Origin of the sequence: Photorhabdus noenieputensis, assembly GCF_018448935.1 — a bacterium.
Classification (GTDB): Bacteria; Pseudomonadota; Gammaproteobacteria; order Enterobacterales; family Enterobacteriaceae; genus Photorhabdus; species Photorhabdus noenieputensis.
The window spans coordinates 59,873-84,081 of the sequence record NZ_RCWC01000014.1; the positions used below are offsets into that span (position 1 = coordinate 59,873).

Here is a 24,209-nt window from a genome sequence, read left to right on the forward strand (position 1 = left end):
AGAGCATACCTAATGAAATGGATAAAAAGCGCGAGTTCAATTGGGTTATCGTTTTTACTGTTTCTCAGTAGTTTCAGCCATTTTCTGTATGCCACTCCCTTACGAGTCATCAGTTTATCTCCGTCAACCACTGAATTAGCCTACGCCGCAGGATTAGGCGACAATCTGATTGCCGCTAGCGCCTATTCTGATTATCCCCCTCAAGCCCGTAAACTTGAGCAAGTAGCCAACTGGCAAGGCATCAATCTGGAACGCATTATTACCCTTAAACCTGATCTGATTCTGGCATGGCGTGGCGGTAATCCCCAACGTCCACTGGAACAACTTGCTACTTTTGGCATTAAAATCTTTTATTCCGATCCCACAACCACCGAACAGATAGCACAGGATTTAGAACGGCTAGCTGAATATAGCTCTCACCCAGAGCAAGCAAAAAAATCTGCGACTGAACTGCGTCAACGATTTGCCAATTTGCAACAAAAATATGCCGCTACAACCCCCAAACCAGTCTTTTTACAATTCGGTACTTATCCTCTGTTCACCGCTTCAAGGCATACACTGCAAAGTGAAGTGCTTTCAATCTGTGGCGGCAGAAATATTTTTGCCAACAGCCCTGTCCCCTGGCCCCAAGTCAGTCGGGAACAAGTACTCATCAGGAAACCTGAGATAATTGTTATCAGTGGCGGACAAAAACAGGTCAAATTAATTGAAAACTTCTGGCATCCACAATTGCGTGCCAAAGTAATTACATTAAATGAAGATTGGTTTCACCGCGCGGGACCGCGCATCATTCTGGCAGCCGAACAGCTATGCCAGCAATTGAACGATAATGGTTCCTGATCAATCAGAATCATTCAAAAGATGGCAGGAATATCCCGCAAACAGGTCATATTATATTCACAAACCTATCGCGGGAAATCGACTGAAATCAGATACTGAAAGAAGAACCACAACCACAGGTTGTCTTCGCATTAGGGTTGGTGACGATAAAACGTGAACCTTCCAGACCTTCGGTATAATCAACACAACCGCCAACTAAATATTGTAGGCTCATCGGATCAACAACCAGCTCCACCCCCTGTTTCTCAATGGTCATATCACCTTCATTTATTTGATCATCAAAGGTAAAACCATACTGAAAACCGCTGCAACCGCCACCGGTGATATAAACCCGTAAACGCAAGTTTGGGTTTTCTTCATCCGAAACTAAGATTTTCACTTTGTTAGCCGCGGCATCCGTAAACTGCAAAGGTAATGCGATATCATCGCTCATCATTTTTACTCCAGCTAAAACTCGGCAAAAATGTTCAGGAGACTACAAAATTTGCCAATTATTAATAGTTCGAATTATCCAATACCTGATTGGTTGGTTCAAGTTTTGTCATTTTGGTAACACACCAACCGCCAAAAAATTATCACACCTTTGGCTTACTATTGGCCTATTACGATAGCCTCATATAGATAGTAAGCCGCCACTATAGTTAAACCCTTAGTCAATCAATTAACGGTAAGAAGGAAAAAGTGTTGATTAATCATCATGATTAGTTACTTTATTGAATATTTTTCAAAGTAATCACACGGAGTTCCTATGCGAAAAATGTTGCCACTTATGCTTATCGTCACCTTAGCAGGCTGTGCCGTTCATAGCAAACAAGCCGATATTGACAGCGATACCTCGAAAAAAATTAATGAAATTATAGAAAACCAAGTAAAACCGGGAAACAAAGATAATCCAGGCGAAATAATAAAAAACGTCTCTTATCAATTTCTGGGCACGCCTTATGCCGCAAACAAACTTATTGGCTCCCCTACTGAACCTGAAAAATTAGTTATAGACTTCAACGGGCTAGACTGCTTTACTTTCCTTGATTATGTAGAATCGCTAAGGAAATCCAACGACCAAAACGATTTTGTAAAAAATCTCATCCAAACAAGATATATCGATGGAAAGATTAGCTTTTTGCAAAGAAAACACTTCTTTACCGATTGGTCAACCAGAGAAAAATTAAATGCCAAAGATGTAACGGATGAAATAAGTTCTTCTTACATAAAAATCACAAAAAGCCTGAATAAAAAGGCTGATGGCAGCGAATATATCCCCGGACTGGGTGTTACCCAAAGAGATATCAAATATATTCCAGGGGATAAAGTTAACGATGATGTTATTAAGAACCTAAGAACAGGCGATTATATAGGAATATATACCCATCTTGCCGGGCTGGATGTCACACATACCGGGATTTTTATTATGACAGATCATGGCCCAATGCTGAGAAATGCATCCTCACTTGCCGCGAATAAAAAAGTTGTCGATTCACCATTTCTTGATTACGTAAAGAATAAACCCGGAATTATCGTTCTAAGAGCATTATAATCCGAGGTGCAAACGACCAACCCACTTAAAAATAGATTCAGGAGCCTTTCATGAGCCAATCCGACATCCTCTATTCTCAGGCAAAACAACTTATTCCCGGCGGCGTCAACTCTCCGGTACGAGCATTTAATGGTGTTGGCGGTACTCCGCTGTTTATCAAACATGCTGATGGCGCTTATCTCTATGATGTTGATGGTAAAGCCTATATCGATTATGTCGGTTCCTGGGGGCCAATGGTGCTGGGACACAACCACAGCGCTATCCGTAATGCCGTTATCAAAGCCGCAGAGCAAGGATTGAGTTTTGGCGCTCCCACCGCCACCGAAGTGGAAATGGCGCAATTGGTGACTGAACTGGTACCATCGATGGATATGGTGCGCATGGTTAACTCAGGCACAGAGGCGACCATGAGTGCTATTCGTCTGGCCCGTGGCTATACCAACCGCGATAAGATCATCAAATTCGAAGGTTGCTATCACGGCCATGCTGATTGCCTGCTGGTGAAAGCCGGTTCTGGCGCGTTGACCATCGGCCAACCCAACTCGCCAGGCGTCCCGGTTGATTTCGTCAAACATACGCTAACTTGTACCTATAACGATTTGAGTTCAGTTCGAGAAGCGTTTGAAAAATATCCCGAAGAGATCGCCTGTATTATTGTCGAACCGGTTGCGGGTAATATGAACTGCGTACCGCCACAACCAGAATTCCTGCCCGGTCTACGCGCGTTGTGTGATGAGTTCGGCGCTCTGTTGATTATCGATGAAGTGATGACCGGTTTCCGCGTCGCTCTCTCCGGCGCACAATCTTATTACGGTGTCGAACCCGATATAACTTGCCTTGGCAAAATCATTGGCGGCGGTATGCCCGTTGGCGCTTTCGGTGGACGTTATGAAGTGATGGAGAAATTAGCGCCAATTGGTCCTGTCTATCAAGCGGGAACCCTATCCGGCAATCCGATTGCAATGGCTGCCGGTCTTGCTTGTCTGAAAGAAGTGTCTCAACCCGGTGTACATCAACGTTTAACCGAGCTAACAGATAATCTGGCGGCTGGCCTGACGAAAGCAGCAAAAGCAGCCGGTATTCCTCTGGTGGTTAACCATGTCGGCGGTATGTTCGGCATTTTCTTTACTGATGCAGAAACCGTCACTTGCTATCAGGATGTGATGAATTGCGATATTGAGCGTTTTAAACATTTCTTCCACCTGATGCTTGATGAAGGAGTTTATTTAGCGCCTTCTGCATTTGAAGCAGGTTTTATGTCTATTGCTCACACGGATGAAGATATTCAGCGTACTGTTGATGCGGCCACTCGCTGCTTCGCCAAGCTGAAATAATTTCTTTATTTTCAAATAATAGCGCCGTATTTTTACGGCGCTTATTCTTTTAAGAGACGGTCTATTTCAACTGAGAGTAGGCAACAAAGACATCACCAGAACAATTTTTGCTTATGCTAAGGGAAGAAGAATTTATATACTTCGCACATTTATAAAGAAAACCCCGAAGACTCCACCGACAGAAATCAAACTGGCATTACAAAGATTAGAGGAAATGACAGATGAAAGTTAAGGGTATTCCATTTTCAGAAGTGAAGGCGCAAGCCCTCTCATCCCCCAAAGCTCAGACCGCTTATGAAGCTGCTAAACAGGAAGAAGAACTCTACGAGCTCATTCAAAACATGAAACAGAAAGCAGGTATTAATAGTTCGCAGTTAGCCGAACGACTAGGAATTACTCCACCGGCAGTAGCTAAGGTTGAAAAAAACCCAATGAAAGCAAGTATTGCAACACTTGAACGCTATGCAGCAGCCTGTGGAGTAAATCTCAAAATTACTATCGCATAATACGTTAATCCCAATACCTGATATCTTAATCAAACTTTATGGTAAAGAATGACGGGTATATACAGCGGCATATTCGTATTCAGATGTCACGATTGGCCTCATCCCTGAGGCCAATCTTTTCATATCTCAGAAAAATTTAATCATAAAACTGACTGATACTCTCTTTTTCTTGGCCGGATACGATGACGTTTAACAGTCGTTCATAATATATAGCCATCTTATCAATGACTGCTTCTGTATACAGTTCCGGATTGTAATTGAGTTCACACTTGATATTCTGTGGCAAATATAAGAAATTCATCCCAAGTGATTCAAAGGGAATTATTTCGGTATCTATCACTTCCACATCAAGGTTTGGCAATGATAATTTTTCATCTTTAGACACATCGATAAAATCATAGAAATTTTGTGCATCCAAATAGTTAAACAGAACGTTAAATATACCCTCCCTCGCCTTTTCTCCCACCGCGTCAATCACGACAGACATGTGGATATTAGAATTCTCTATAGCACGATGAATAGATTGACTAACCTGCTTAATGATTCCTTGTAGGCTCATTTCCTTACTGATATTGGATTTTACTATCAAGTCACCCAGGAATAATCCTATTGTTTGATGGCTTTCGATGCGAGTTCGGTCAGCTTTTGGTGAGGTAACAATATGCTGTGATTCACCGGAGTGCATAAAAAGACAAGTGTGGAACAAAGCCATAAATAACATATAAGGTGTGAGCTTATGAGCTTCACAATATTGCAAAACAGCTTTATCCAGCGAATCAGGTATTTTGATATCACGGGCATGAGACCGATATTTTGAAGCCAAATGTTTTCTGAAAGAAACTGGAAAATCGCGTTCTGGATTAACATCAGAAAATTGTTGTTGCCAGAATTTAATTTGTTTTTTAGCTACCTCAGTCGCATGGATTTCTTGCAAGTCATAAACATAACCAGAATATTGCATGGCAACGGGTGGCAATGTGTTTTCTTGCCCCTGAGAATAAGCAGTATATAACTGTTTAAACTCATTCATAATGATATTAACAGACCAGCCATCGGAAATAATATGGTGTATATCAATCAATAATACCGTGATTGTCTCCGAAACAGGTAGTAAGAATGTCTTAATTAACGGACCATTATAAACATCAAAAGGTGTTCTTAATTTCTCTTCCCAGAGCTTGTTAATTTCAATAATAATTTGGTCTCTCTCGATTCCTCTTGGTAATGCTTCGATAACTTGAAGATTGATTTTCATACTGTTATCAGGCTGCATGAAAATCTGCTCATTTTCTTTATAAAACTTAAAACGTAAACTTTCATGTCGCGCTAAGATGGTATTTAAACTTTTTTCCAACACACTGTGATTCAATTCTCCTTCCATCAGCAAAGTAACGGGCACGTGAAAACTGTCCTCCAACAACGCTTCTTGAACAAAATACCAATACATTTTCTGACAATAAGAAATAGGCATTTTTCCATCAAATGTATTGTGATCAGATATATTGTGTGTTGTCTTCGGTGCGGATATTTCGTGCTTATGACTGTGACGAATTACACTTGCAATCTGTGCAATGGTTGGATTTGCAAACAACTCATACATACTGAAATCATTGGTTAACGTATCTCTTATAGCAGCGGTTATTTTAACTGCTAAGAGTGAGTGACCACCCAGTGAGAAGAAATTATCATAAATACCAATTTGATTGATTTTTAGATGTTCTTGCCATAACTGACAGAGTTTTTCCTCGATTTCATCTCTCGGTGCGATATAAGCCTGACGACGTAAGTCATTTTCATTCGGAATAGGTAACGCTTTTTTATCCACTTTATTGTTCAAATTCAGTGGAATACGTTCCAATGGGATATAGAGACTGGGTACCATATAATCCGGCAGTTGTTTTTTTAAGGCGGATTCCAGTAGCTCTGCGAGTTCTCCACTAATAGCCGAAAGTTGCGGATAATTAGCTAAATGTGTTTGGCTGTAATCTGAACGCGCCTGCACTTGAGGTAATTCGCCACGGCTGAAAATCACATCCAGTAAATCAGGCTGCTGCTGTGACCATGTAAGTTCACACTGGTAGCCGCTCTGTTCCGCATATTGAAGTAAGGATTCGAGGGCCAAAACTTGCTCTGCGGCTTCTGGAGAAAAACCGCCGGCATCTTTTGGTAGAGAAACAATCTGATCAGATGGCCAATGGCGTAGCCCTTCCGCTAAATCAAAATCATCTTTAATACGGGCATTAGGAATACCTGAGACACCAAATGTATCGAATTTCCCTGTCTCCAACACATTACAGAGATCTTCAATAGAATTAAAATCACACCAAGTTAGGGGTAAATCGCAACATAATTCCGCATTTTTATCGCACTTATGTAATATCACTTCATAACGATAGCGCAGCATTTCATTGTCGCCAACACCACGTTTAACCAAAATATCAACTCGGCCAATTTCAGGGTAACGCGTCGGCAATTGTGCAAAATAGGTTGGACTCAATAAAAACTCTTTTTCTTTCTGTAGACGCTGTTGAATACGGTTTGCCAACGTACCCACCGAAATACGTTGCCCATTCAGGCGATTTTTCTCAATGGCTGTTACATGTGCAGTTAACAAATCTAAGTTACGGATATCTCCTAGCAGAATTTTTCCTCCGGTTTTAACCGCAGGCAATAACTGGGTAATGACTTTTTCCAGATATTGAATGTTGGGGAAGTATTGAACAACGGAATGCATCACAACGGTATCGAACTGATCAGGCGTGATGGTGCCTAAATTCAGTGCATCCCCCCTGATTAGTTTCACATGTGACCAGCCACGCTGTTGCAACATTTTCTGGTGACGTGCCAATACCTCCGCTGAAATATCCGTGGCCAATACTGATTCGCACCGTTCAGCATAGCGATACAACAATAAGCCCAACCCACAGCCGATTTCCAATAAGCGGCCGGGGCGCAGGGATTCAATCCGCTGCATGACGCCCGTCCGCCATTCTTCCATTTGGTCCAATGCAATCGGCTGTTCGGTATAATTATTTATCCAACCATTAAAATCACTATCGCCATCGCTCTTATCAGTAGTATCGGTAACAATATTTTCTGTTATCTCCCGCCGATACTGACCATCAAAGATCTCTGTCCAGCTTTCAATGTAATCACCATTAAAATCGGCTGCTTTCTCCGCCAGCCAATTGGTACTCGGGCAAACATAAGCAATGAGTTTCCTGTCCTCATTGTCGTGACCATCAACGATCACGGCTGCATTACTTAAAATCTCCTGCCCCGCCAGCACCGACTCGATTTCCCCCAATTCAATGCGATGGCTGCGAATTTTGACCTGCGAATCCCGGCGGCCAATGAACTCCAACTCACTTTCCGGCGTCCAGCGTACTAAATCACCAGTACAGTAAAGTCGGTCTGCCGGGTTAGTACTGAAAGGATCTCGGATAAACTGTTTTTCCGTGATATCCGGTGCATTCCGGTAACCACGCGCCAGTTGAATGCCGCCGATATGCAGTTCCCCAATAGCCCCAAGAGGCAGCAGATTACCGTCGGCATTCAAGATTCGCATCACGGTATTCGGCAACGGTTTTCCAATCGTCACTCGCTTATTTGCTGTTAATAAGGCGGAGGTCACAATCGAAGTACACTCTGTTGGGCCATAAACGTTAAACAGCTTTCTGCCCTGCGACCACTGCGCGGCGATATGCGGTGCCACAGCTTCTCCTGCCAGCAACAAGGTTGAAACTGTGCGCCATTTATTGAAATCCAAATGAGGCAACAGCGCCGGCGGGAGTACGGCATGGGTAATGTGGTGTTTTTCAACCATCTCATCCAACCATTCAGGCGAGCGGCGATGTGTTTCTGAAATCAAATACAATGTAGCGCCATAGGCCAAGGTCATTGCCATTTCCAACACTGCGGCGTCGAAGCTCCAGGAAGCAAACTGCAACCCGCGAACATCAGCATCCGCACCAAATAGCGTGGCTTGTGCTTGCGCCAGATTCACCCACCCCTTGTGCTCCAGCATCGCACCTTTTGGTCGGCCGGTAGAGCCAGAGGTATAAATGACATAGGCCAAATGATTTTCTGTCAGGGGCACTGGACGATGAACGATATTGCCTGTAGGCAGGTTTTGCACATGTGACTGTACCGTTTCGGCATCCAGACAGATAACTCGTTGCTGACTGATAGGTAATTTATCAACCAGCGGTGTTTCGGTCAGGATAAATTCAGCCCCGCTGTGCGCCAGCATGTATTGCAAGCGCGCTTGCGGATAACTGGCATCCAAAGGCACATAAGCACCACCAGCTTTGAGGATGCCTAGCAGTGCAACCACCGTTTGCAACGACCGGGGAAGGCAAATTGCAACCAAGGTATCCGGCTGGATACCTTGCTCAATCAGGTAATGCGCCAATTGATTGGCCCGAGCATTAACCGCCTGATAACTTAAGGTTTCCTCACCAAAAACCAGCGCGGTTTTTTCAGGATTCAGTGCCACCTGTTCTTCAAACAGCTCATGGAAGCAACGCCCTTGTGAGTAATGGTTCTGTGGCCCATTTAATTCATGCAGCAAAGTATGCTTTTCAGCTTCTGCCAATAATGGCAGTTCATGAATGGAGGGCGCTTTATTGACTGAATCATCTGTCATTACCTCAACAATGCCAGAAAGCAAGGTTTCGTAATTGGCGATAAATCTTTCAATAGTACGACTATCGAACAGACTGGTATTTGAAATCCATACTATAGATAATTCGCCTGTCTGCTCTTCTTCAAAAACATGAATTTCCAAATCAAACCGGGTTGTTCTAAATAAATTATCTCCGAGTTCAATCATATCATCCTGTCCCAGTATTGCGTCACGTCGGTTATTCTGTACTGCAAACATGATTTGGAAGATGGGATTATGGTTTAGGTTCCGTTCCGGGCTGAGCTTTTCCACCAACATCTCAAACGGCAAATCTTGATGTTCATAAGCATCTAGAATGGTACGGCTGTTTTGTTTTAATAATTCACTGAACGTCGGCTGACCGGATAAATCTGTTCTGATAGCCAATGAATTAACAAAAAAACCGATCAGAGGTTCAATATCAGGATGTTGTCTGCCGGCAATGACTGTTCCAACCAGAATATCTTTTTCATTGCTATAGCGGCTCAGTAATACGGTAAGAGCCGTTTCCAGGAACATAAATAGTGTCACGTTATGTTTGGTGCATAATGCTCTGATTGCTTGGGTAAGATGTGCTGAAATACGCTGTAGATGAAGCCGTCCTTCGATATTTTGTTTCTCTGGCCGTGGATTATCCAGCGGCACACGGTGGACAGGTGAAATTCCGGCTAACTGATGCTGCCAATATGTCAGTTGTTTTTTCAGCACATCACCTTGCAACCAGCCCTGTTGCCACTGGGCATAATCGGCATATTGAATTCTCAGCGGCGATAGCGGATTTGCCTTACCCTGACAATAAGCTTTGTATAGCGTGAAAAATTCATGGAGAAATATTGCCATCGACCAGCCATCGAAGGCGATATGATGTATCGTATAAATAATAAGATAATCATCTTCTGCCAATTTTATTAACCTAATGCGCAGCATCAAATCTGTATTAAGATTGAAAATTAGATTTTCTTCTTCCTTACTAATTTGTTTTACCTGATCGTTTTTCTCAGTTTCAGACAACGCAGATAAATCATAATGTGTAATCGGTAAATCGAAATCCGTGGCAATAAATTGCCGCGGTTCGTTATTGATGATTTTAAACTGGGTACGCAAGACTTCATGGCGTTCAAGTAATGCCTTAATGGCTGCCTTAAACGCCTCTATGTTAATGGATTCCCGCAGTTTGAAATCCCCCATACAGTTATATTGGCGACTGCCTCCATCCAGTTGATCAATAAACCATAGTCGTTGTTGGGCAAATGAAAGCGGATAATGTTCTGCTTTACCATCACGCTGAATATCTTGCAAAAAGTGATGCGTTTGAGTTTGCTCTTCTGCATCGAGCTGGTTCAGAAAATCCATCAACTCCTGTTTATGCTGTTTCCATTCACTGAGCAAAGCGGGTGGAATACTGCTGCGGCTAGTCTCGTATTGTAAACGATTATCAGTAACGAACAGAGTAATTCCCTGCTCTAAAGACTCATTGATAATTCGCGCGGCATTTATCATATATCACCTTTCAATAGTTCTTGCGCTGTTTCTTTCCCGGCCTGGAAATGTTTTCTTTTTTCTTTGATAAGATGAATCGTGACCACCTGTGATAGCTGCTCAAGTGTCGGGTGTTCAAAAACACTTCTCAACGGAACTTCTATTTCTAATTCGTTGCGTATTGAACTAATAAGGCGCGTTGCTTGAAGTGAATGTCCACCCAAGGTGAAAAAATTGTCATAGATGCCGACTTGGCTGACATTCAATAACCGCTTCCATAATTGACCGATCTTAATTTCTATTTCATTTCTTGGCGCTACATAATTTTGTCGGCGTAAATCGTCTTCATTTGGGATCGGTAACGCTTTTTTGTCCACTTTGTTATTTAATGTGAGCGGCATTCGTTCCAGTGGAATATAGAGACCTGGAACCATATATTCTGGCAATTGTTGTTTCAGTGCGGATTCGAGTAATTCTGACAGTTCCCCACTAATAGCCGAAATTTGCGGATAATTAGCTAAATGGGTTTGATTATAGTCAGTACGTGCTTGTACAGGTGGTAGCTCTCCACGACTAAAAATTACATCCAGCAAATCAGGTTGCTGTTGTGACCACGTGACGCCGCATTGATAACCATATTGTTCAGCGTATTGCAGTAAAGATTCGAATTCCTGAACCTGTTGTAACGTCTGTGGGGAGAAACTGCCGGCATTTTCTGGTGGCATTATCATCTGGTTAGCTGACCAATGACGTAGCCCTTCTGCCAAAGTGAGGTCATCTTTAATTCTGGCGTTGGGGATACCTGAAACACCCAATATATCCTCCGTGCCTATCTGTAACAAATTACGCAGACTTTCAAAAGAATCGAAATTATGCCAATTTGAAAACAATTCATTACAAAATTCGGTATTTTCATTCCTTTTGTGCAATATGACATCGTAACGATAACGCAACATCTCATTGTCGCCGATGCCACGTTTAACCAGAATATCAACCCGGCCAATTTCAGGGTAACGCTCCGGTAATTGGGCAAAATAAGTCGGACTGAGTAAAAACTCGGGTTCTTGTTGTAAACGCCGCTGAATACGGTTCGCCAGCGTCCCCACCTGAATACGCTGCCCGTTAAGATGACTTTGCTCTATCGCTGTAGCATGGGCGGTTAATAGATCTAAATTGCGGATATCTCCGAGCAAAATTTTCCCACCCGCTTCAACCGCCGGTATTAACTGTTCAAGTACTTTTTCCAGATATTGAACATTGGGGAAATATTGGACCACAGAGTTAATCACGACCGTATCAAATTCATCGGCGCTCAATGTTCCTAAGTTAAGCGCATCGCCTCTTCTGAGCTGCACATGTGACCAGCCACGTTGTTGCAGGATGTGTTGATGCCGATTTAAAACCTCAGCCGAAATATCGGTAGCCACCACTGATTCGCACCATTCAGCATAGCGATACAACAATAATCCGGTACCACAACCAATTTCCAGTAAGCGATGAGGATGCAGGGCTTTAATCCTGTGCATGATTCCTGCTAACCATTCCTCCATTTGCTCAAGGACAATCGGCTGTTCACTATAGCTGTTCATCCAGCCGCCGAAATCACTGTCTGATGCGACTACATCACCTTTCTGAGCGCTCCCTTTTTGAGTACTAGCCGTTGTAGATTGACGGTACTGCTCATCAAAAATTTCTGTCCAGTTCTCAACGCTGCTTGCGTTAAATTCAACCGCTTTCTCACCTAACCACCCTGTACTTGGGCAAACATACGCAATGAGTTTTTTATCTTCATCTTGACCATAAGCGATCACAACCGCGCTACTTAAAGCATCATGCCCGGACAAAACGGTCTCGATTTCACCCAACTCGATGCGGTGACTACGGATCTTAACCTGAGAGTCAACCCGGCCGATAAATTCCAATTGACCATCCGGTGTCCAGCGTACTAAATCGCCAGTTCGATAAAGCCTGTTTTCTCCGCCATCCGTTGAGTGTGGACTGAATGGATCACAGATAAACTGCCTTGCTGTGATTTCCGGTGAGTTTCGGTAACCGCGTGCTAACTGAACGCCGCCAATATACAGTTCCCCGATAACGCCCATCGGAGCCAAATTACCTTCCGAATCAAGAATACGCATCACAACGTTAGGCAACGGTTTTCCAATCGTAATCTTCTCGTCAGTCAGTAAAGCTGTGGTGACAATGGATGTACATTCTGTCGGGCCATATACGTTAAACAGGTTTCTATTCTGTGACCAACGAGCAGCAATCTGTGGTGGCACTGCTTCCCCCGCCAAAAGTAAAGTTGAGACAGAACGCCATTGGTTAAAATTCAGATGCGGAAGCAGTGCTGGTGGTAGTACCGCATGGGTTATCTGATGTTTTTCAACCACTTCATCCAGCAATTCAGGGGAACGACGTTGGGTTTCGGAAATCAAATACAGTGTTGCGCCATAGGCCAATGTCATAGACATCTCTAAGATCATGGCGTCAAAACTCCAGGAGGCAAATTGCAACCCCCGGCAATGTGAGTCAATGCCAAATAAATCTGCTTGTGAGCATGCCAGATTAACCCACCCTTTATGTTCCAGCATCGCCCCTTTCGGTTTACCGGTAGAGCCGGAAGTATAAATCACATAAGCCAGATGATTTTCCGTGAGCGGAAATGGACGCTCAGTAATATTATCCGTAGGCATATGTTGTAGCTGAGACTGTACTGTCTCTGTATCCAGGCAAATAACTTTCTGCTGGCTGATTGGCAGTTTTTCAACCAGGTGAGTTTCGGTCAGGATGAATTCGACTTCACTGTGATCCAGCATATATTGGAGGCGAGCCTTCGGATAACTGGGGTCTAACGGTACATAAGCGCCACCTGCTTTAAGAATACCCAATAATGCCACAACAGCTTGCAATGACCTTGGTATGCAAAGTGCAACCAACGTGTCCGGTATGATCCCCTGTTCAAGCAGATAATAAGCCAATTGGTTAGCTTGTTCATTTAATGACTGATAGCTCAGGGTGTCATCGCCAAAAATCAGTGCATTTTTTTCAGGATGTTGTGATACCCGATCTTCGAAGAGTTCATGGAAACATTTCCCGGTCGGATAAGGAATTTGTGGCCCGCTCCATTCATGCAATAAGGTATTCCGTTCAGCATCCGCCAATAATGGAAGGTCATGAACGGACGGCTCGCTGATACCAGCATGATGTTGCATCACATCAACAATATTGGTCAGCAAAATTCCGTAATTGGCGATTAATCTGCTAATGGTCGCATTTCTAAACAGGCTGGTGTCAGAGATCCATCCAATGGATAACTCACCTTCGTCTTCTTCATAGATATGGACTTCCAAATCAAATCGGGTGGTCAGCAGGGAACGCTCTGTCGATGTAACAATGCTATCCTGTTCCAGCGTTGTATCCCGTTGATTATTCTGTACTGCAAACATGATCTGGAAAATAGGATTATAATTTAAATGCCGTTCTGGACTGATTTTCTCCACCAACATCTCAAAAGGCAGGTCTTGATGTGCATAAGCATCCAGGATCGTGCGGCTATTTTGTTTCAATAGTTCACTGAATGTAGGCTGACCGGATAAATCCGTTCTTATCACCAGTGAATTGACGAAAAATCCAATCAAAGACTCCGTGTCACGGTGTCTTCGTCCTGCCAGCGGCATGCCAACCAGAATATCCTTTTCACTACTGTAACGACTCAACAACACAGCAAAAGCCGTTTCCAGAAACATAAATAACGTCACTTCATGTTTGGCGCACAGTGCTCGTATTTCTTGGGTCAACGCTTTTGAAATACGTTGTGGATGAACATTCCCTTCAAAATTTTGTTTTTCTGGCCGAGGATTATCCAGCGGGAAACGGTGAAGCGGTGAAATACCTGATAATTGGTTTTGCCAGTAATCCAATTGTTTTTCCAGAATATCCCCTTGCAGCCAATCCCGTTGCCATTGGGAATAATCGGTATATTGAACGGGTAATGGCGGCAGAGGATTACCCTCGCCTTGGCAATAAGCTCGATATAATGTCAGCAGCTCACTGATAAAGATTGCCAGCGACCAACCATCACAGGCGATATGATGAATCGTATAGAGAATGAAATAATCATCATCTGCTAATTTTAGCAACCGAATACGCAGCATCAGGTCAGTGCTGAGATTAACAGCTTGTTTCCACTCTTGCTCGCCGAGTTGTTTAAGCTGTTGTTGCTGCTCAAATTCTGCAAGTGTGGACAGATCATGGATGGTAATCGGCAAATCATAAGAAGTAGCGATAACCTGCCGAGGCTCATTATCAATAATTTTGAAATAAGTACGCAGCGATTCATGGCGTTCAAGCAATGTTGCTATAGCCGCCTCAAAAGCGTTGAGATTAAGCGACTCTCTCAACCTGAAATCACCGGTGCAGTTATATTGCGGACTGCCTTCGGTGAGTTGATCGATTAACCACAAACGCTGTTGAGCAAATGAAAGTGGGTAATGTTCCGCACGCTCATAACGCGGAATACCTTGCAGTCGGTGAGTATCGGTATCCTCTTCTGAATCGATTTGCTTTAGAAAATCAATCAGTTCTTGTTTATGTTGCTTCCATTCACTCAGCAGTTCCGGAGGAATGCTGTCTCGGCTGGTTTTATATTTCAGTTTGTTATCAATAACAAACAGAGTAATCCCTTGATTTAAAGCTTCATTGATAATTTGTGCCGCATTTTTCATATATCACCTTCCAATAGTTCCTGTGTTGTCTCTTGCCCAGCCTGGAAATGCTTTCTTTTTTCCTTAACCTGATGAATCGTGGCGATGCGTGCTAATCGCTCAAGTGTTGGATGTTCAAAGACACCGCTCAACGGTATTTCAATGTTTAGATCATTGCGTATTAAGCTGATAAGGCGGGTTGCCTGAAGAGAGTGGCCACCCAGTACGAAAAAGTTGTCATAAATGCTGACTTGATTCACTCCCAATACTTCTTGCCATAACTGGCTAATTTTTCTCTCCACTTCATTTCTTGGCGCAACATAATTTTGTTGGCGGAAATCATTTTCATTTGGAATAGGCAACGCTTTTTTGTCCACTTTGTTATTTAACGAGAGTGGCATTCGTTCTAGCGGAATATAAAGGCTTGGAACCATGTATTCTGGTAATTGTTTTTTCAGTGCTGATTCAAGTAGCTCTGAAAGTTCAGCTTTAATAGCAGAGGATTGAGAAGGGTTGTCGGTATTAAATTTCAGCCCTTTTTTATCCAGCCAATCTTTGGTTGGACAAACATAGGCAATTAATCTCTTATCGTTCCCATAAGTAATAACCGCGGCACTGCTTAAGGCGTCATGCCCGACCAGTGCTGTTTCGATTTCTCCCAATTCAATCCTAAATCCTCTAATCTTGACTTGAGAATCAATCCGGTCAATAAATTCCACACTACCATCAGACAACCAACGGGCTAAATCTCCCGTTCGGTATAAACGTTGGGATTGGGATTTATCCGCCAAATCAGTCATAAATTTCGTTGCGTTTGTTTCAGGAGAATTCAAATACCCACGCGCCAGTTGGATGCCGCCAATACATAATTCCCCGGCGACACCAATAGGCACCAGATTGCCTGATGGATCAAGAATACGGATAACGGTATTAGGCAATGGTTTCCCAATCGTAATTTTGTCATCCGTTAATAAGCCGGAAGTCACAATGGCAGTACACTCTGTCGGGCCATATACGTTAAACAGTTTTCGATTCTGTGACCAACGAACAGCGATCTGTGGTGGTACCGCTTCCCCCGCTAACAGCAAGGTTGAAACGGAACGCCACTTGTTAAAGTCCAGATAAGGCAGCAAAGCAGGAGGTAATACAGCATGGGTAATCTGGTGTTTATCAACTAACTCATCCAAATATTCAGGGCTATGCTGTTGGGTTTCTGAAATTAAATAAAGTGCGGCTCCATACGCCAGTGTCATCGATATTTCTAAGATCATGGCATCAAAACTCCAGGAAGCGAACTGCAATCCCCGGCTATATGAATCAACACCAAATAAACCCGCCTGTGAAAGCGCCAGATTTACCCACCCCTTATGTTCCAACAAAACCCCTTTCGGTTTACCCGTAGAACCAGAGGTATAAATGACGTAAGCCAGATTATTTTCCGTTATTGGGAATGGGCGTTCAGCGATATTATCCGTAGGCATATGCTGCAATTGTGATTGTATTATCTCAGTATCCAAACAGACGACTTTCTGCTGGCTGATTGGGAGTTTTTCTATCAGATTTGTTTCAGTCAGAATGAACTCAGCTTCGCTGTGTTCTAACATATATTGAAGACGAGGTTTCGGATAGCTGGGATCTAACGGCAAATAAGCACCGCCTGCTTTAATAATTCCCAGTAGCGCGACTACAGCGCATATTGAACGAGGAATACAGAGCGCGACCAATGTTTCTGGTTTGATCTTTTGTTCTATCAAATAATGAGCGAGCTGGTTAGCTTGTTTATTTAGTTCCTGATAGCTTAATGAATTGCCGTCAAAAATAACGGCTGTGTTTTCAGGATGCCGGGCAGCTTGTTCCTCAAACAATTCATGAAAACAGCCGCCATGCTGGCTATGATTCTGTGGGCCATTCCATTCATGTAATAAAGTGTGTATTTCAGCCTCTGCTAATAGTGGAATATCATGGACAGAAGGTTCCCTGTGTATTAGATCGGAACCAATACATGGCTTCATTATATTAACAATATTAGCAAGCAAGATTTCATAATTGGCGAGTAATCTTTCAATAGTAATATTGTTAAATAAGCTGCTGTCATAAACCCATAACAGGGATAATCCTCCCCCCTCTTCTTCATAAATATGAATTTCCAAATCAAATCGGACTTTCAAAAGCAGACGTTCTTCAAACTCAATATTATTATCCTGCGCCAGTACCGTATCACACTGAGTATTCTCCAGAGTAAAAGCGATTTGGAATATCGGGTTATAATTTAAGTTTCGTCCCGGACTCATTTTTTCTACCAGCATTTGAAATGGCAGATCTTGATGTGCATAAGCATCCAAGATAGTACGACTGTTCTGCTTTAATAACTCACTGAAAGTGGGCTGGCCGGATAAATCCGTCCTGATCACCAGAGAATTAACAAAAAAACCAATCAAAGGCTCAATATCATGATGTCTTCTCCCTGCAAGTGGTGTTCCGACCAGAATGTCTTTTTCATTACTGTAACGACTCAGCAATACAGTAAAGGCTGTCTCCAGAAACATGAATAGTGTGACTTCATGTTGGTGACATAATGCTCTTATTTCTTGTGTTAAATCCTTTGAAATATGTTGTTCATTAAGCTGCCCCTCAAAACTCTGTTTCTCTGGTCGTGGGTTATCCAGTGGAAGACGGTGAAGTGGAGAAATACCTGATAACTGGGTTTGCCAATAATCCAGTTGTTTTTTCAGAATATCACCTTGCAGCCAATTTCGTTGCCATTGAGCATAATCGGTATATTGGATTTTAAGTGGCAGTAATGGGGCTATTTCTCCTTTATGATACGCGCGATATAAGGTAATCAGTTCATTGATAAAGATCTCTATTGACCAACTATCACAGGCAATATGGTGAATGGTATAAATAATCACATAATCATTTTCGGCCAGTTTTATCAAGCGAATACGCAACATCAAATCAGTACTGAGGTTAAAAACCAAGTTATCTTCTTCTTTACTGAATCTTTTGATTTGAGCTTCTTGCTCGGTTTCAGAGAATGCAGTCAAATCATGTCGTGTAATGGGTAAATCATAGCAATGTGCTATGACTTGCCGTGGCTCATTATCAATAATTTTAATATGGGTACGTAACGCCTCATGACGCTCAAGTAACGTTTTTACCGCAGCCTTAAAAGCGTCAAAATTCAGTTGTTCCCGTAATCTCAAATATCCGGGACAATTATATTGAGGACTACCTTCGGTAAGTTGATCGATAAACCACAGGCGTTGTTGAGCAAATGAGAGTGGATAATGTTCTGCATTGCCATCACGTTGGATATTCTGTAATTGATATGTTTGAATTTCTTCTTCTGCATCGATCTGGCTCAGGAAGTTAATCAACTCTTGTTTATAGTTTTTCCATTCATTGAATAATTCCGCTGGAATACTATCACGGCTAGTTTCGTATTGTAATCGGTTATCAGCAACAAATAGAGTAATTCCTTGATTTAAAGCCTCATTCACAATTTGCACTGCATTTTTCATATATTTCCTTGAAAATATAATATCAAATTATTTATATAAGTGATTATTTATGATGTCCGTAATTTCAAAATAACAAATTTCTAATCATGTTAGCATATGGGCATCGAAAATCATTAGCTATGTTGTTTGATTTTATTATCAAAAACAGTGAGAAAATATGAAGGTTTTTTTAATAGATGAACAATATAAAAACCACACCTAAGTTAATAACCATTTAAAAAGATAATAGGAATATTCTATTTATTAATTAACTATTTACCTGATATTAATATCAATCTGCATCTAAAAAACATTAATCACAAAAACAACTGATATTCTCTTTTTCCTGACTGGACATAATGGCATTCATTAATCGCTCATAATATCGGAGTAAACTATCAATAGCTTCTTTGGAATAGAGTTATGGATTATATGTAAATTCAAATGTTATATTTTTGGGCTTGTTGATATAAATCGCCCTAAGTGATTCGAAAGGAGAAGGTCTTACGAATTGCATCCAAGGATTTTCTAGAACAAAAGGTCAAGCCTGCAATAGTCCAATTTCTTGCAAAATAGCATCCACGTTGGAGCGCCATGCTGCCGCGCCAGCCAAAGAGTTGAACGAAAGAATAGTCAGGCCGAAGAACCGGAAACAGGCTCAAGATGAAGCTGATAAATCAGCATCGGCAAGCACATAATCCCCATCTGCATCAAGCCCTCTCACACAAATGTCCTGTAATGCAGGGCTTTTTTAATAACAACTCCTAAGCTGCCTATATTTATAGCTTGTTTTCGAAAATAAGGATTTCAATATTAGATATTCAATCTCAAATTTGTATCAACTAGATCAATCAACGATTTTGGTACACCAAAATCAGCGGCTACCTTACTCCAAGCAGAGACTTTTTCTATGGTTTCCTCAATAATCCCATTGACCATTTTTTTGGTGAATAGTGGGCTTAGTTTCTCCAATGAATAAAAATCTTGCCGAGTGAAGTTGTCTCTTTTACCATTTAAACTCATCCAGTGACTGCTAACCCATCTACTGTCAGGCTTGTAACTGTAGGCTAAATCGTAAGCCGGGGCCAAATCCCATTTTTTGCCTTTTAATATAAACGCGAAGTTTTTAGCGTGATCATCATGATTTCTAGCAATGATATTAAAGCACATTCTTCTTAGTAGCTGTTCAGCAGCCTTAGCCGATAGTTTTAGCTGCCTAGCAACAAAGAAAAGTTCTGCGTAGGAGAAGGAGCCTGGTTTTTTATAGTCAACGTGAGCAAGTCCATTTAATGTTTGGACATGGATTTTTTTATTCCCCAGACGATCAAAACGCTGTGTGATAAAGTGACGCCTATTGCCTTCATGGAGTAATCGGCAAGGCATCATGTCTATACCGCAGTCTTTTGCCATCAAATGGTATACATATTCCATTGTTCCAAAGCCTAGTGGATCACCAAAGGTTTCCTGATTTTTGTTGTGCTCACTGACACCATCAAATTTCATAAGATAGTGAATAAAACCGTCAGGAACTTTAACTTGACCAGAGCGAACCTGAGTAAAATCCTCATTAAAGGCTAATACAGCTTTGGGTCTGGCTCCGCCAGCACTCATACCCACGGAAAGTAATGACATCATGGCCTCGCGATCTTCCTGACCATTATTAATCAACTCAGCAGTAAAATTTCCACGGGAGTTAAGAATTTCTTGGGCAATAGAAACCAATGAACCTATTTCTACTTGTTTTGAGGAAGTAAGATTTCTCATTTTGGTTGCTGGTGCGTATTCAAGAGCGCCCATCCCCCTTTTCCCAGTATATTGAAGTCGCTGCAAAGGTGTAATGTCGTTAGGAGATTTACCTTGAGCTGCAACCCATGCATTGAGTACAGCGTTGCCAAAATCATCTGGCAATGAGTCTGCAATCAATCCAGGTAGCCCTTTAAACGTGTGGTAGTCCAGTTCTGGAAAACTGTAGATTTTATTTGACAAAGGCATTTTCAACGGAGACAGTTCGATCCCTTTAGCGATAAAGCTGGGGTCGTACTGAAATAAGCCCAAGTTTTTACTAGGGTCAAAACTCATCGCACCAACTTCATGTTGATTGTAAATTACGTTGATAACTTCCATTACCATTCTGGCGTATCCTCTTCAATATGGTTTTTTCTAAGACCAGATGCCCGTTGTCGTTTTTTTCCCTGAAGTTTAGCGAGTTGAATAGGAGATATACTTTGTTTGGGAAGAAAAAGATCTAATTGTTCGGTTAAGTTTAATGCTGCCATAATGGCAACAAAAATCTCTAATTGGACTTTACCTTTTTCAGCATTCAGTACAGTTTTTCTTGTGACGCCTAAAAGCTCAGCAATTTCAGCTTGAGTCAGATCATTGTTTAGTCGAGCTTGTTTCAAGCGTTCTCCCAACTCTTCTGCAATTGCTGAAGCTGTTTTTTCATGTAACATCATAACGCTCCCATAATGACACATTAAAGCCGTTATTATCTATAATGAGCAATTATAAGCACATTACATATCAATCACAACCTTATATGCTAATGTCCTATTAAAAGGACATTATAGACTTTAACAGCAGTAATATCCTATATATGGAACATTATGAGATGAGTTGATATCGGTAGAAACTGAATGCACGCGTCATTGGATTAACCCGATGGAATGGCAATTGATTTGGGTAAACATAGCGGGGCCGTTCTTCATCGATCAATGTCAGCGTGACATGTGTTAATTTCTTGCTGGTCCGGTTAAAAGCCAGAAATATCCCCTCTTTCTGCATATCTAGCGACACATAATCGTCACCAGAATCTCCTCTAGGCTTACTCTTATAAGGAATTAAACCTTCATTAAAAATTTCCTGATAGGTTTTCCCTAAACTATTAATTAACGCTTCAATATTAACCGCCACTATTTATATAACCTCTTTATTTATATCTGACCTATAGCATATAAACATGGATAATGGTTTATTAATCGCTATCCAATAAAGGTAGAAAACTGAAAAAAATATTCCAGAGAACGTCTATACAACTTGTTCAAATGCTAATACATCTACTCGCAAATCAGTTAAATATGAAAAATGAATATTTGTATTAGGGTATTGTTCGCTTAGTTTGAGTGTATAAGCATCAAATCCACCCATAAGCCCTATTACCGGCACTTTTTTTGGACCACCGCTGGAATCAGGCTCCCCCATGAGTGTTCTAACGGTTGTTTTATCCATTGAGTTTAAAAATGGAGGAGGCATATCGCCGTTATATGAATCATTATTATCATAAACATTGATTAATACAAACTCCACTGAATGAAGTCTCCTTGAAACATTGTGAAAAGTTAGCCTCAGACCGGGTTCTGGTTTACAGAAAAACTCCTCATCTCCTTCAAAGAAATATTCAAATTTATTAGCTGGAATAATCTCCTTTTCAATTAGTTGCTCCGCTGTTTGTCCCAAGTTATCAATTAACTCTTTAATGTTGATTACCATTATTTTCATAACCTCTATTCTTGATTAAACTAAGACTATATTCCCCACTCAAAAACCGCCCCTCTAACACGCAAATCAGCTAAATATAATCACGGAAATCTTTTTCCTAATTTACCGAATCCCTTTTATTTTTTGAAGCCAGGTTTGCCGTTTTTAGCTCGCCATTCTTTTATAACTTTAAGCACACCTCCAGGACTATCTTCAACTCCATTTTCTGGGTAAAAAATTAGTCCATTTCGTCTGGGGTGCTCGGTAATTATCTCAATATGTTTTACTAAACTGTGATATTCGTTCTCAGTTTTACATTCACCATCGAAGATTTTATTCAGCAGAGCTAAAAATTCAGCTTCTGTATAATCTTCCAATTTATTTTTCAAATTCATCCCACTTTATCCCCTTTATTAGCATGTATTTTTATATGCCGCTTCGGTGTCAATATGCGCAGATTATCTATGTTATAAACCTCACCACCTTCATTTATTGGTTTAACATGATGAATCTCAAATACTTCCCTACCTCCAACCTGCTCTTCAGGAATTGTATATGGAGAATAACCTTTAGGTACATTTATCGCATTTGCTCTTGTGAATTGTTTAGATAATTCCGGATCATTACCAACTTCTTTCCAAAACGCATTTCTGAAATTATCAAAGTTATTAAACTTTCTCCCACGCAACTTATCTGCTATCTGACTGGGAATTGGTGCTCCCATACCTTGCCCTGCGCGACTTAACCAGTTTCCTTCGATTTTTTGTCCCCGACCAGTTACCACTCCCGGTTGATTCCGAGGAGTATTAAACATCACATAGATCGGCTCCATGCCTGAATCGGCTGGGAATACCAGAATATAATCACGAAAATCCTTCTCTTCCGGCATCAGTAACGATTCAATATCGCTGCCCACTTTATCTGAAACAAATAATAAGAAATTACTCCTCGCTAAAAATTCAAGTGATTATTCCATTTTGGTTAAGCCAACTCATCTTCAATTTAACTTCTCAAACTACTGATTGATGAATTGACTCTTAAGCAAAACCTCCTCTTTATATTAACTACCAACGTACTTCTGAGGTGGGTAAGAATGTCACTGATATAACTTGCTCCAATAGATCATAATCAAACTTCATACTGGTCGGAATACGAAAATCCAGCAATGTATATAACTCAGTCCAGCCAATGTCTTTTTTGAGCCTTTTTCTCGGTGGAAGAAATTTTTCTGGTTTACCAAATTGTTCATGAACCCACTGTCGGCACATCAATGGAATTAATGGTGAAGGCAGCTCATTAGTAAACTGGTATAAAGAATTCTTCTCGTCAAACAAAGTTAATGTAATTTCTTTTAATCGCTTTCCTTCCCGATGGAAAGACAGAAAGACGCCTGCTTTAACCATATCCAAGCACACTACACTATCACCGGCAAAACCACTTGGTTTCGTTTTATAAGGGATTAACCCTTCACCAAAAATTTCCTGATAAGGTTTACCCAAACTGTTTATTAATGCCTCTACATTGACTGTCATTATTTTTATAGCCCCTTCTCTGATATATCTTCGACTTAGGTTTTCAAATTTTTTACAGGAAAAAATTATATTTCCCTCTCAAAAACCAATCCTCGAACACGCAAATCTTTTAAATATAGGACACGAATATTTGTATCAGGGTATACAAATTGAAGTTTGCGAATATAACAATCATGTCCGCCGACAACACCAATAACAGGAATTTTTGTTTCCTCTGAGGTAACATCAGATTTGCCTAGCAAAGCTCTAACAGCAACTTTATCCATTGATAGAGTAAACGGAGGAGGTATTTCCCCACGATACATTTCACCATTTCCAAAACGTCTAGTAGTATTAATCAGTGTAAATTCAACTGACTTCAATTTTCTCGATTTATCATCGAATACTAAGATAAGACCAGCCTCAGGTTCATAATTAAACGTATCAGATCCTTCAAAAAGATACTCAAATTTCCCAGCCGAAATAAGTTGTTTTTCAATCAACATATCGACTGTTTGTCCTAAATTATTTATGATTGCAACAACATCAGCCATTATTTATATAACCCTTATTCCTAGTTAAACCAATTCATCTACAATTTGTTTTTAAAACTACTCACAAATGAATTGGCTTTCAAAAAGAACCTCACATCT

At 41.3% G+C, this 24,209-nt stretch carries 16 protein-coding genes and 1 pseudogene; 5 read left to right on the plus strand and 12 right to left on the minus strand.

Going from position 1 to position 24,209, the window contains the following annotated elements:
• Positions 1-12 precede the first annotated feature (12 nt).
• Positions 13-840, plus strand: coding sequence for a vitamin B12 ABC transporter substrate-binding protein BtuF (gene btuF, locus EAE91_RS11515; RefSeq protein ID WP_244868796.1), 828 nt, complete (start codon positions 13-15; stop codon positions 838-840).
• Positions 841-928: 88 nt separating this feature from the next.
• Here btuF and erpA read toward each other — a convergent pair whose 3' ends face one another.
• A complete protein-coding gene (gene erpA, locus EAE91_RS11520; protein WP_036781943.1) occupies positions 929-1,273 on the minus strand; it encodes an iron-sulfur cluster insertion protein ErpA in 345 nt (114 codons plus the stop codon).
• 315 nt (positions 1,274-1,588) lie between these two features.
• Here erpA and EAE91_RS11525 point away from each other — a divergent pair, with 315 nt between their 5' ends.
• From EAE91_RS11525 to EAE91_RS11540, 4 genes and pseudogenes are all read left to right on the plus strand, one after another.
• Complete coding sequence (locus tag EAE91_RS11525) at positions 1,589-2,374, plus strand: DUF1460 domain-containing protein (RefSeq protein WP_214088628.1); 786 nt, start codon at positions 1,589-1,591, stop codon at positions 2,372-2,374.
• A gap of 50 nt (positions 2,375-2,424) precedes the next feature.
• The gene (hemL, locus tag EAE91_RS11530) at positions 2,425-3,708 is read left to right on the plus strand and encodes a glutamate-1-semialdehyde 2,1-aminomutase (protein ID WP_214088629.1); all 1,284 of its coding nucleotides are present in this window, start codon (positions 2,425-2,427) and stop codon (positions 3,706-3,708) included.
• Positions 3,709-3,754: 46 nt separating this feature from the next.
• Positions 3,755-3,940, plus strand: a pseudogene (locus EAE91_RS11535) (type II toxin-antitoxin system RelE/ParE family toxin); the annotation flags it as partial.
• Positions 3,930-4,214 carry a helix-turn-helix domain-containing protein gene (locus tag EAE91_RS11540; RefSeq protein ID WP_214088630.1) on the plus strand — a complete coding sequence of 95 codons (285 nt, stop codon included), beginning with the start codon at positions 3,930-3,932 and terminating at the stop codon, positions 4,212-4,214. The pseudogene EAE91_RS11535 and the gene EAE91_RS11540, both read left to right, overlap by 11 nt.
• Before the next feature lie 136 nt (positions 4,215-4,350).
• On the opposite strand, the gene EAE91_RS11545 is transcribed toward EAE91_RS11540, so the two are convergent.
• The 11 genes from EAE91_RS11545 to EAE91_RS11595 all read right to left on the minus strand — a co-directional run bounded on the left by EAE91_RS11545 (position 4,351) and on the right by EAE91_RS11595 (position 24,110).
• Positions 4,351-10,380 (minus strand): non-ribosomal peptide synthetase, encoded by a 6,030-nt coding sequence (locus EAE91_RS11545; RefSeq protein ID WP_214088631.1) that lies wholly within the window; start codon positions 10,378-10,380, stop codon positions 4,351-4,353.
• Complete coding sequence (locus EAE91_RS11550; protein ID WP_244868797.1) at positions 10,377-15,086, minus strand: non-ribosomal peptide synthetase; 4,710 nt, start codon at positions 15,084-15,086, stop codon at positions 10,377-10,379. The genes EAE91_RS11545 and EAE91_RS11550 overlap by 4 nt, the downstream gene beginning before the upstream one ends.
• Positions 15,083-18,589, minus strand: a complete 3,507-nt coding sequence (locus EAE91_RS11555; RefSeq protein ID WP_214088632.1) for a non-ribosomal peptide synthetase — start codon at positions 18,587-18,589, stop codon at positions 15,083-15,085. Before EAE91_RS11555 ends, EAE91_RS11550 begins: the two co-directional genes overlap by 4 nt.
• Positions 18,590-19,381: 792 nt before the next feature.
• Positions 19,382-20,698 (minus strand): type II toxin-antitoxin system HipA family toxin, encoded by a 1,317-nt coding sequence (locus EAE91_RS11560; RefSeq protein WP_214088633.1) that lies wholly within the window; start codon positions 20,696-20,698, stop codon positions 19,382-19,384.
• Entirely contained in the window at positions 20,692-21,021 is a 330-nt protein-coding gene (locus EAE91_RS11565) for a helix-turn-helix transcriptional regulator (RefSeq protein ID WP_041379940.1), read from the minus strand. The genes EAE91_RS11560 and EAE91_RS11565 overlap by 7 nt, the downstream gene beginning before the upstream one ends.
• A gap of 151 nt (positions 21,022-21,172) precedes the next feature.
• Positions 21,173-21,481 (minus strand): DUF6392 family protein, encoded by a 309-nt coding sequence (locus EAE91_RS11570; protein WP_214088634.1) that lies wholly within the window; start codon positions 21,479-21,481, stop codon positions 21,173-21,175.
• Between the two features lie 114 nt (positions 21,482-21,595).
• Complete coding sequence (locus EAE91_RS11575) at positions 21,596-22,066, minus strand: DUF6392 family protein (RefSeq protein WP_244868798.1); 471 nt, start codon at positions 22,064-22,066, stop codon at positions 21,596-21,598.
• A gap of 116 nt (positions 22,067-22,182) precedes the next feature.
• A complete protein-coding gene (locus EAE91_RS11580; RefSeq protein ID WP_214088635.1) occupies positions 22,183-22,440 on the minus strand; it encodes a bacteriocin immunity protein in 258 nt (85 codons plus the stop codon).
• Positions 22,437-22,961: an S-type pyocin domain-containing protein gene (locus EAE91_RS11585; RefSeq protein WP_065822746.1), complete on the minus strand. Its 525-nt coding sequence runs from the start codon at positions 22,959-22,961 to the stop codon at positions 22,437-22,439. Before EAE91_RS11585 ends, EAE91_RS11580 begins: the two co-directional genes overlap by 4 nt.
• Before the next feature lie 148 nt (positions 22,962-23,109).
• Positions 23,110-23,577: a DUF6392 family protein gene (locus EAE91_RS11590; RefSeq protein ID WP_214088636.1), complete on the minus strand. Its 468-nt coding sequence runs from the start codon at positions 23,575-23,577 to the stop codon at positions 23,110-23,112.
• A gap of 65 nt (positions 23,578-23,642) precedes the next feature.
• Complete coding sequence (locus EAE91_RS11595; protein ID WP_214088637.1) at positions 23,643-24,110, minus strand: DUF6392 family protein; 468 nt, start codon at positions 24,108-24,110, stop codon at positions 23,643-23,645.
• Positions 24,111-24,209 lie beyond the last annotated feature (99 nt).

What these genes read in the sequence shown, in the direction of transcription:
- btuF (WP_244868796.1), top strand. Translation starts at nt 13, where the DNA reads ATGAAATGGATAAAAAGCGCGAGTTCAATTGGGTTATCGTTTTTACTG.
- erpA (WP_036781943.1), bottom strand. Translation starts at nt 1,273, where the DNA reads ATGAGCGATGATATCGCATTACCTTTGCAGTTTACGGATGCCGCGGCT.
- EAE91_RS11525 (WP_214088628.1), top strand. Translation starts at nt 1,589, where the DNA reads ATGCGAAAAATGTTGCCACTTATGCTTATCGTCACCTTAGCAGGCTGT.
- hemL (WP_214088629.1), top strand. Translation starts at nt 2,425, where the DNA reads ATGAGCCAATCCGACATCCTCTATTCTCAGGCAAAACAACTTATTCCC.
- EAE91_RS11540 (WP_214088630.1), top strand. Translation starts at nt 3,930, where the DNA reads ATGAAAGTTAAGGGTATTCCATTTTCAGAAGTGAAGGCGCAAGCCCTC.
- EAE91_RS11545 (WP_214088631.1), bottom strand. Translation starts at nt 10,380, where the DNA reads ATGATAAATGCCGCGCGAATTATCAATGAGTCTTTAGAGCAGGGAATT.
- EAE91_RS11550 (WP_244868797.1), bottom strand. Translation starts at nt 15,086, where the DNA reads ATGAAAAATGCGGCACAAATTATCAATGAAGCTTTAAATCAAGGGATT.
- EAE91_RS11555 (WP_214088632.1), bottom strand. Translation starts at nt 18,589, where the DNA reads ATGAAAAATGCAGTGCAAATTGTGAATGAGGCTTTAAATCAAGGAATT.
- EAE91_RS11560 (WP_214088633.1), bottom strand. Translation starts at nt 20,698, where the DNA reads ATGGTAATGGAAGTTATCAACGTAATTTACAATCAACATGAAGTTGGT.
- EAE91_RS11565 (WP_041379940.1), bottom strand. Translation starts at nt 21,021, where the DNA reads ATGTTACATGAAAAAACAGCTTCAGCAATTGCAGAAGAGTTGGGAGAA.
- EAE91_RS11575 (WP_244868798.1), bottom strand. Translation starts at nt 22,066, where the DNA reads ATGAAAATAATGGTAATCAACATTAAAGAGTTAATTGATAACTTGGGA.
- EAE91_RS11580 (WP_214088635.1), bottom strand. Translation starts at nt 22,440, where the DNA reads ATGAATTTGAAAAATAAATTGGAAGATTATACAGAAGCTGAATTTTTA.
- EAE91_RS11590 (WP_214088636.1), bottom strand. Translation starts at nt 23,577, where the DNA reads ATGACAGTCAATGTAGAGGCATTAATAAACAGTTTGGGTAAACCTTAT.
- EAE91_RS11595 (WP_214088637.1), bottom strand. Translation starts at nt 24,110, where the DNA reads ATGGCTGATGTTGTTGCAATCATAAATAATTTAGGACAAACAGTCGAT.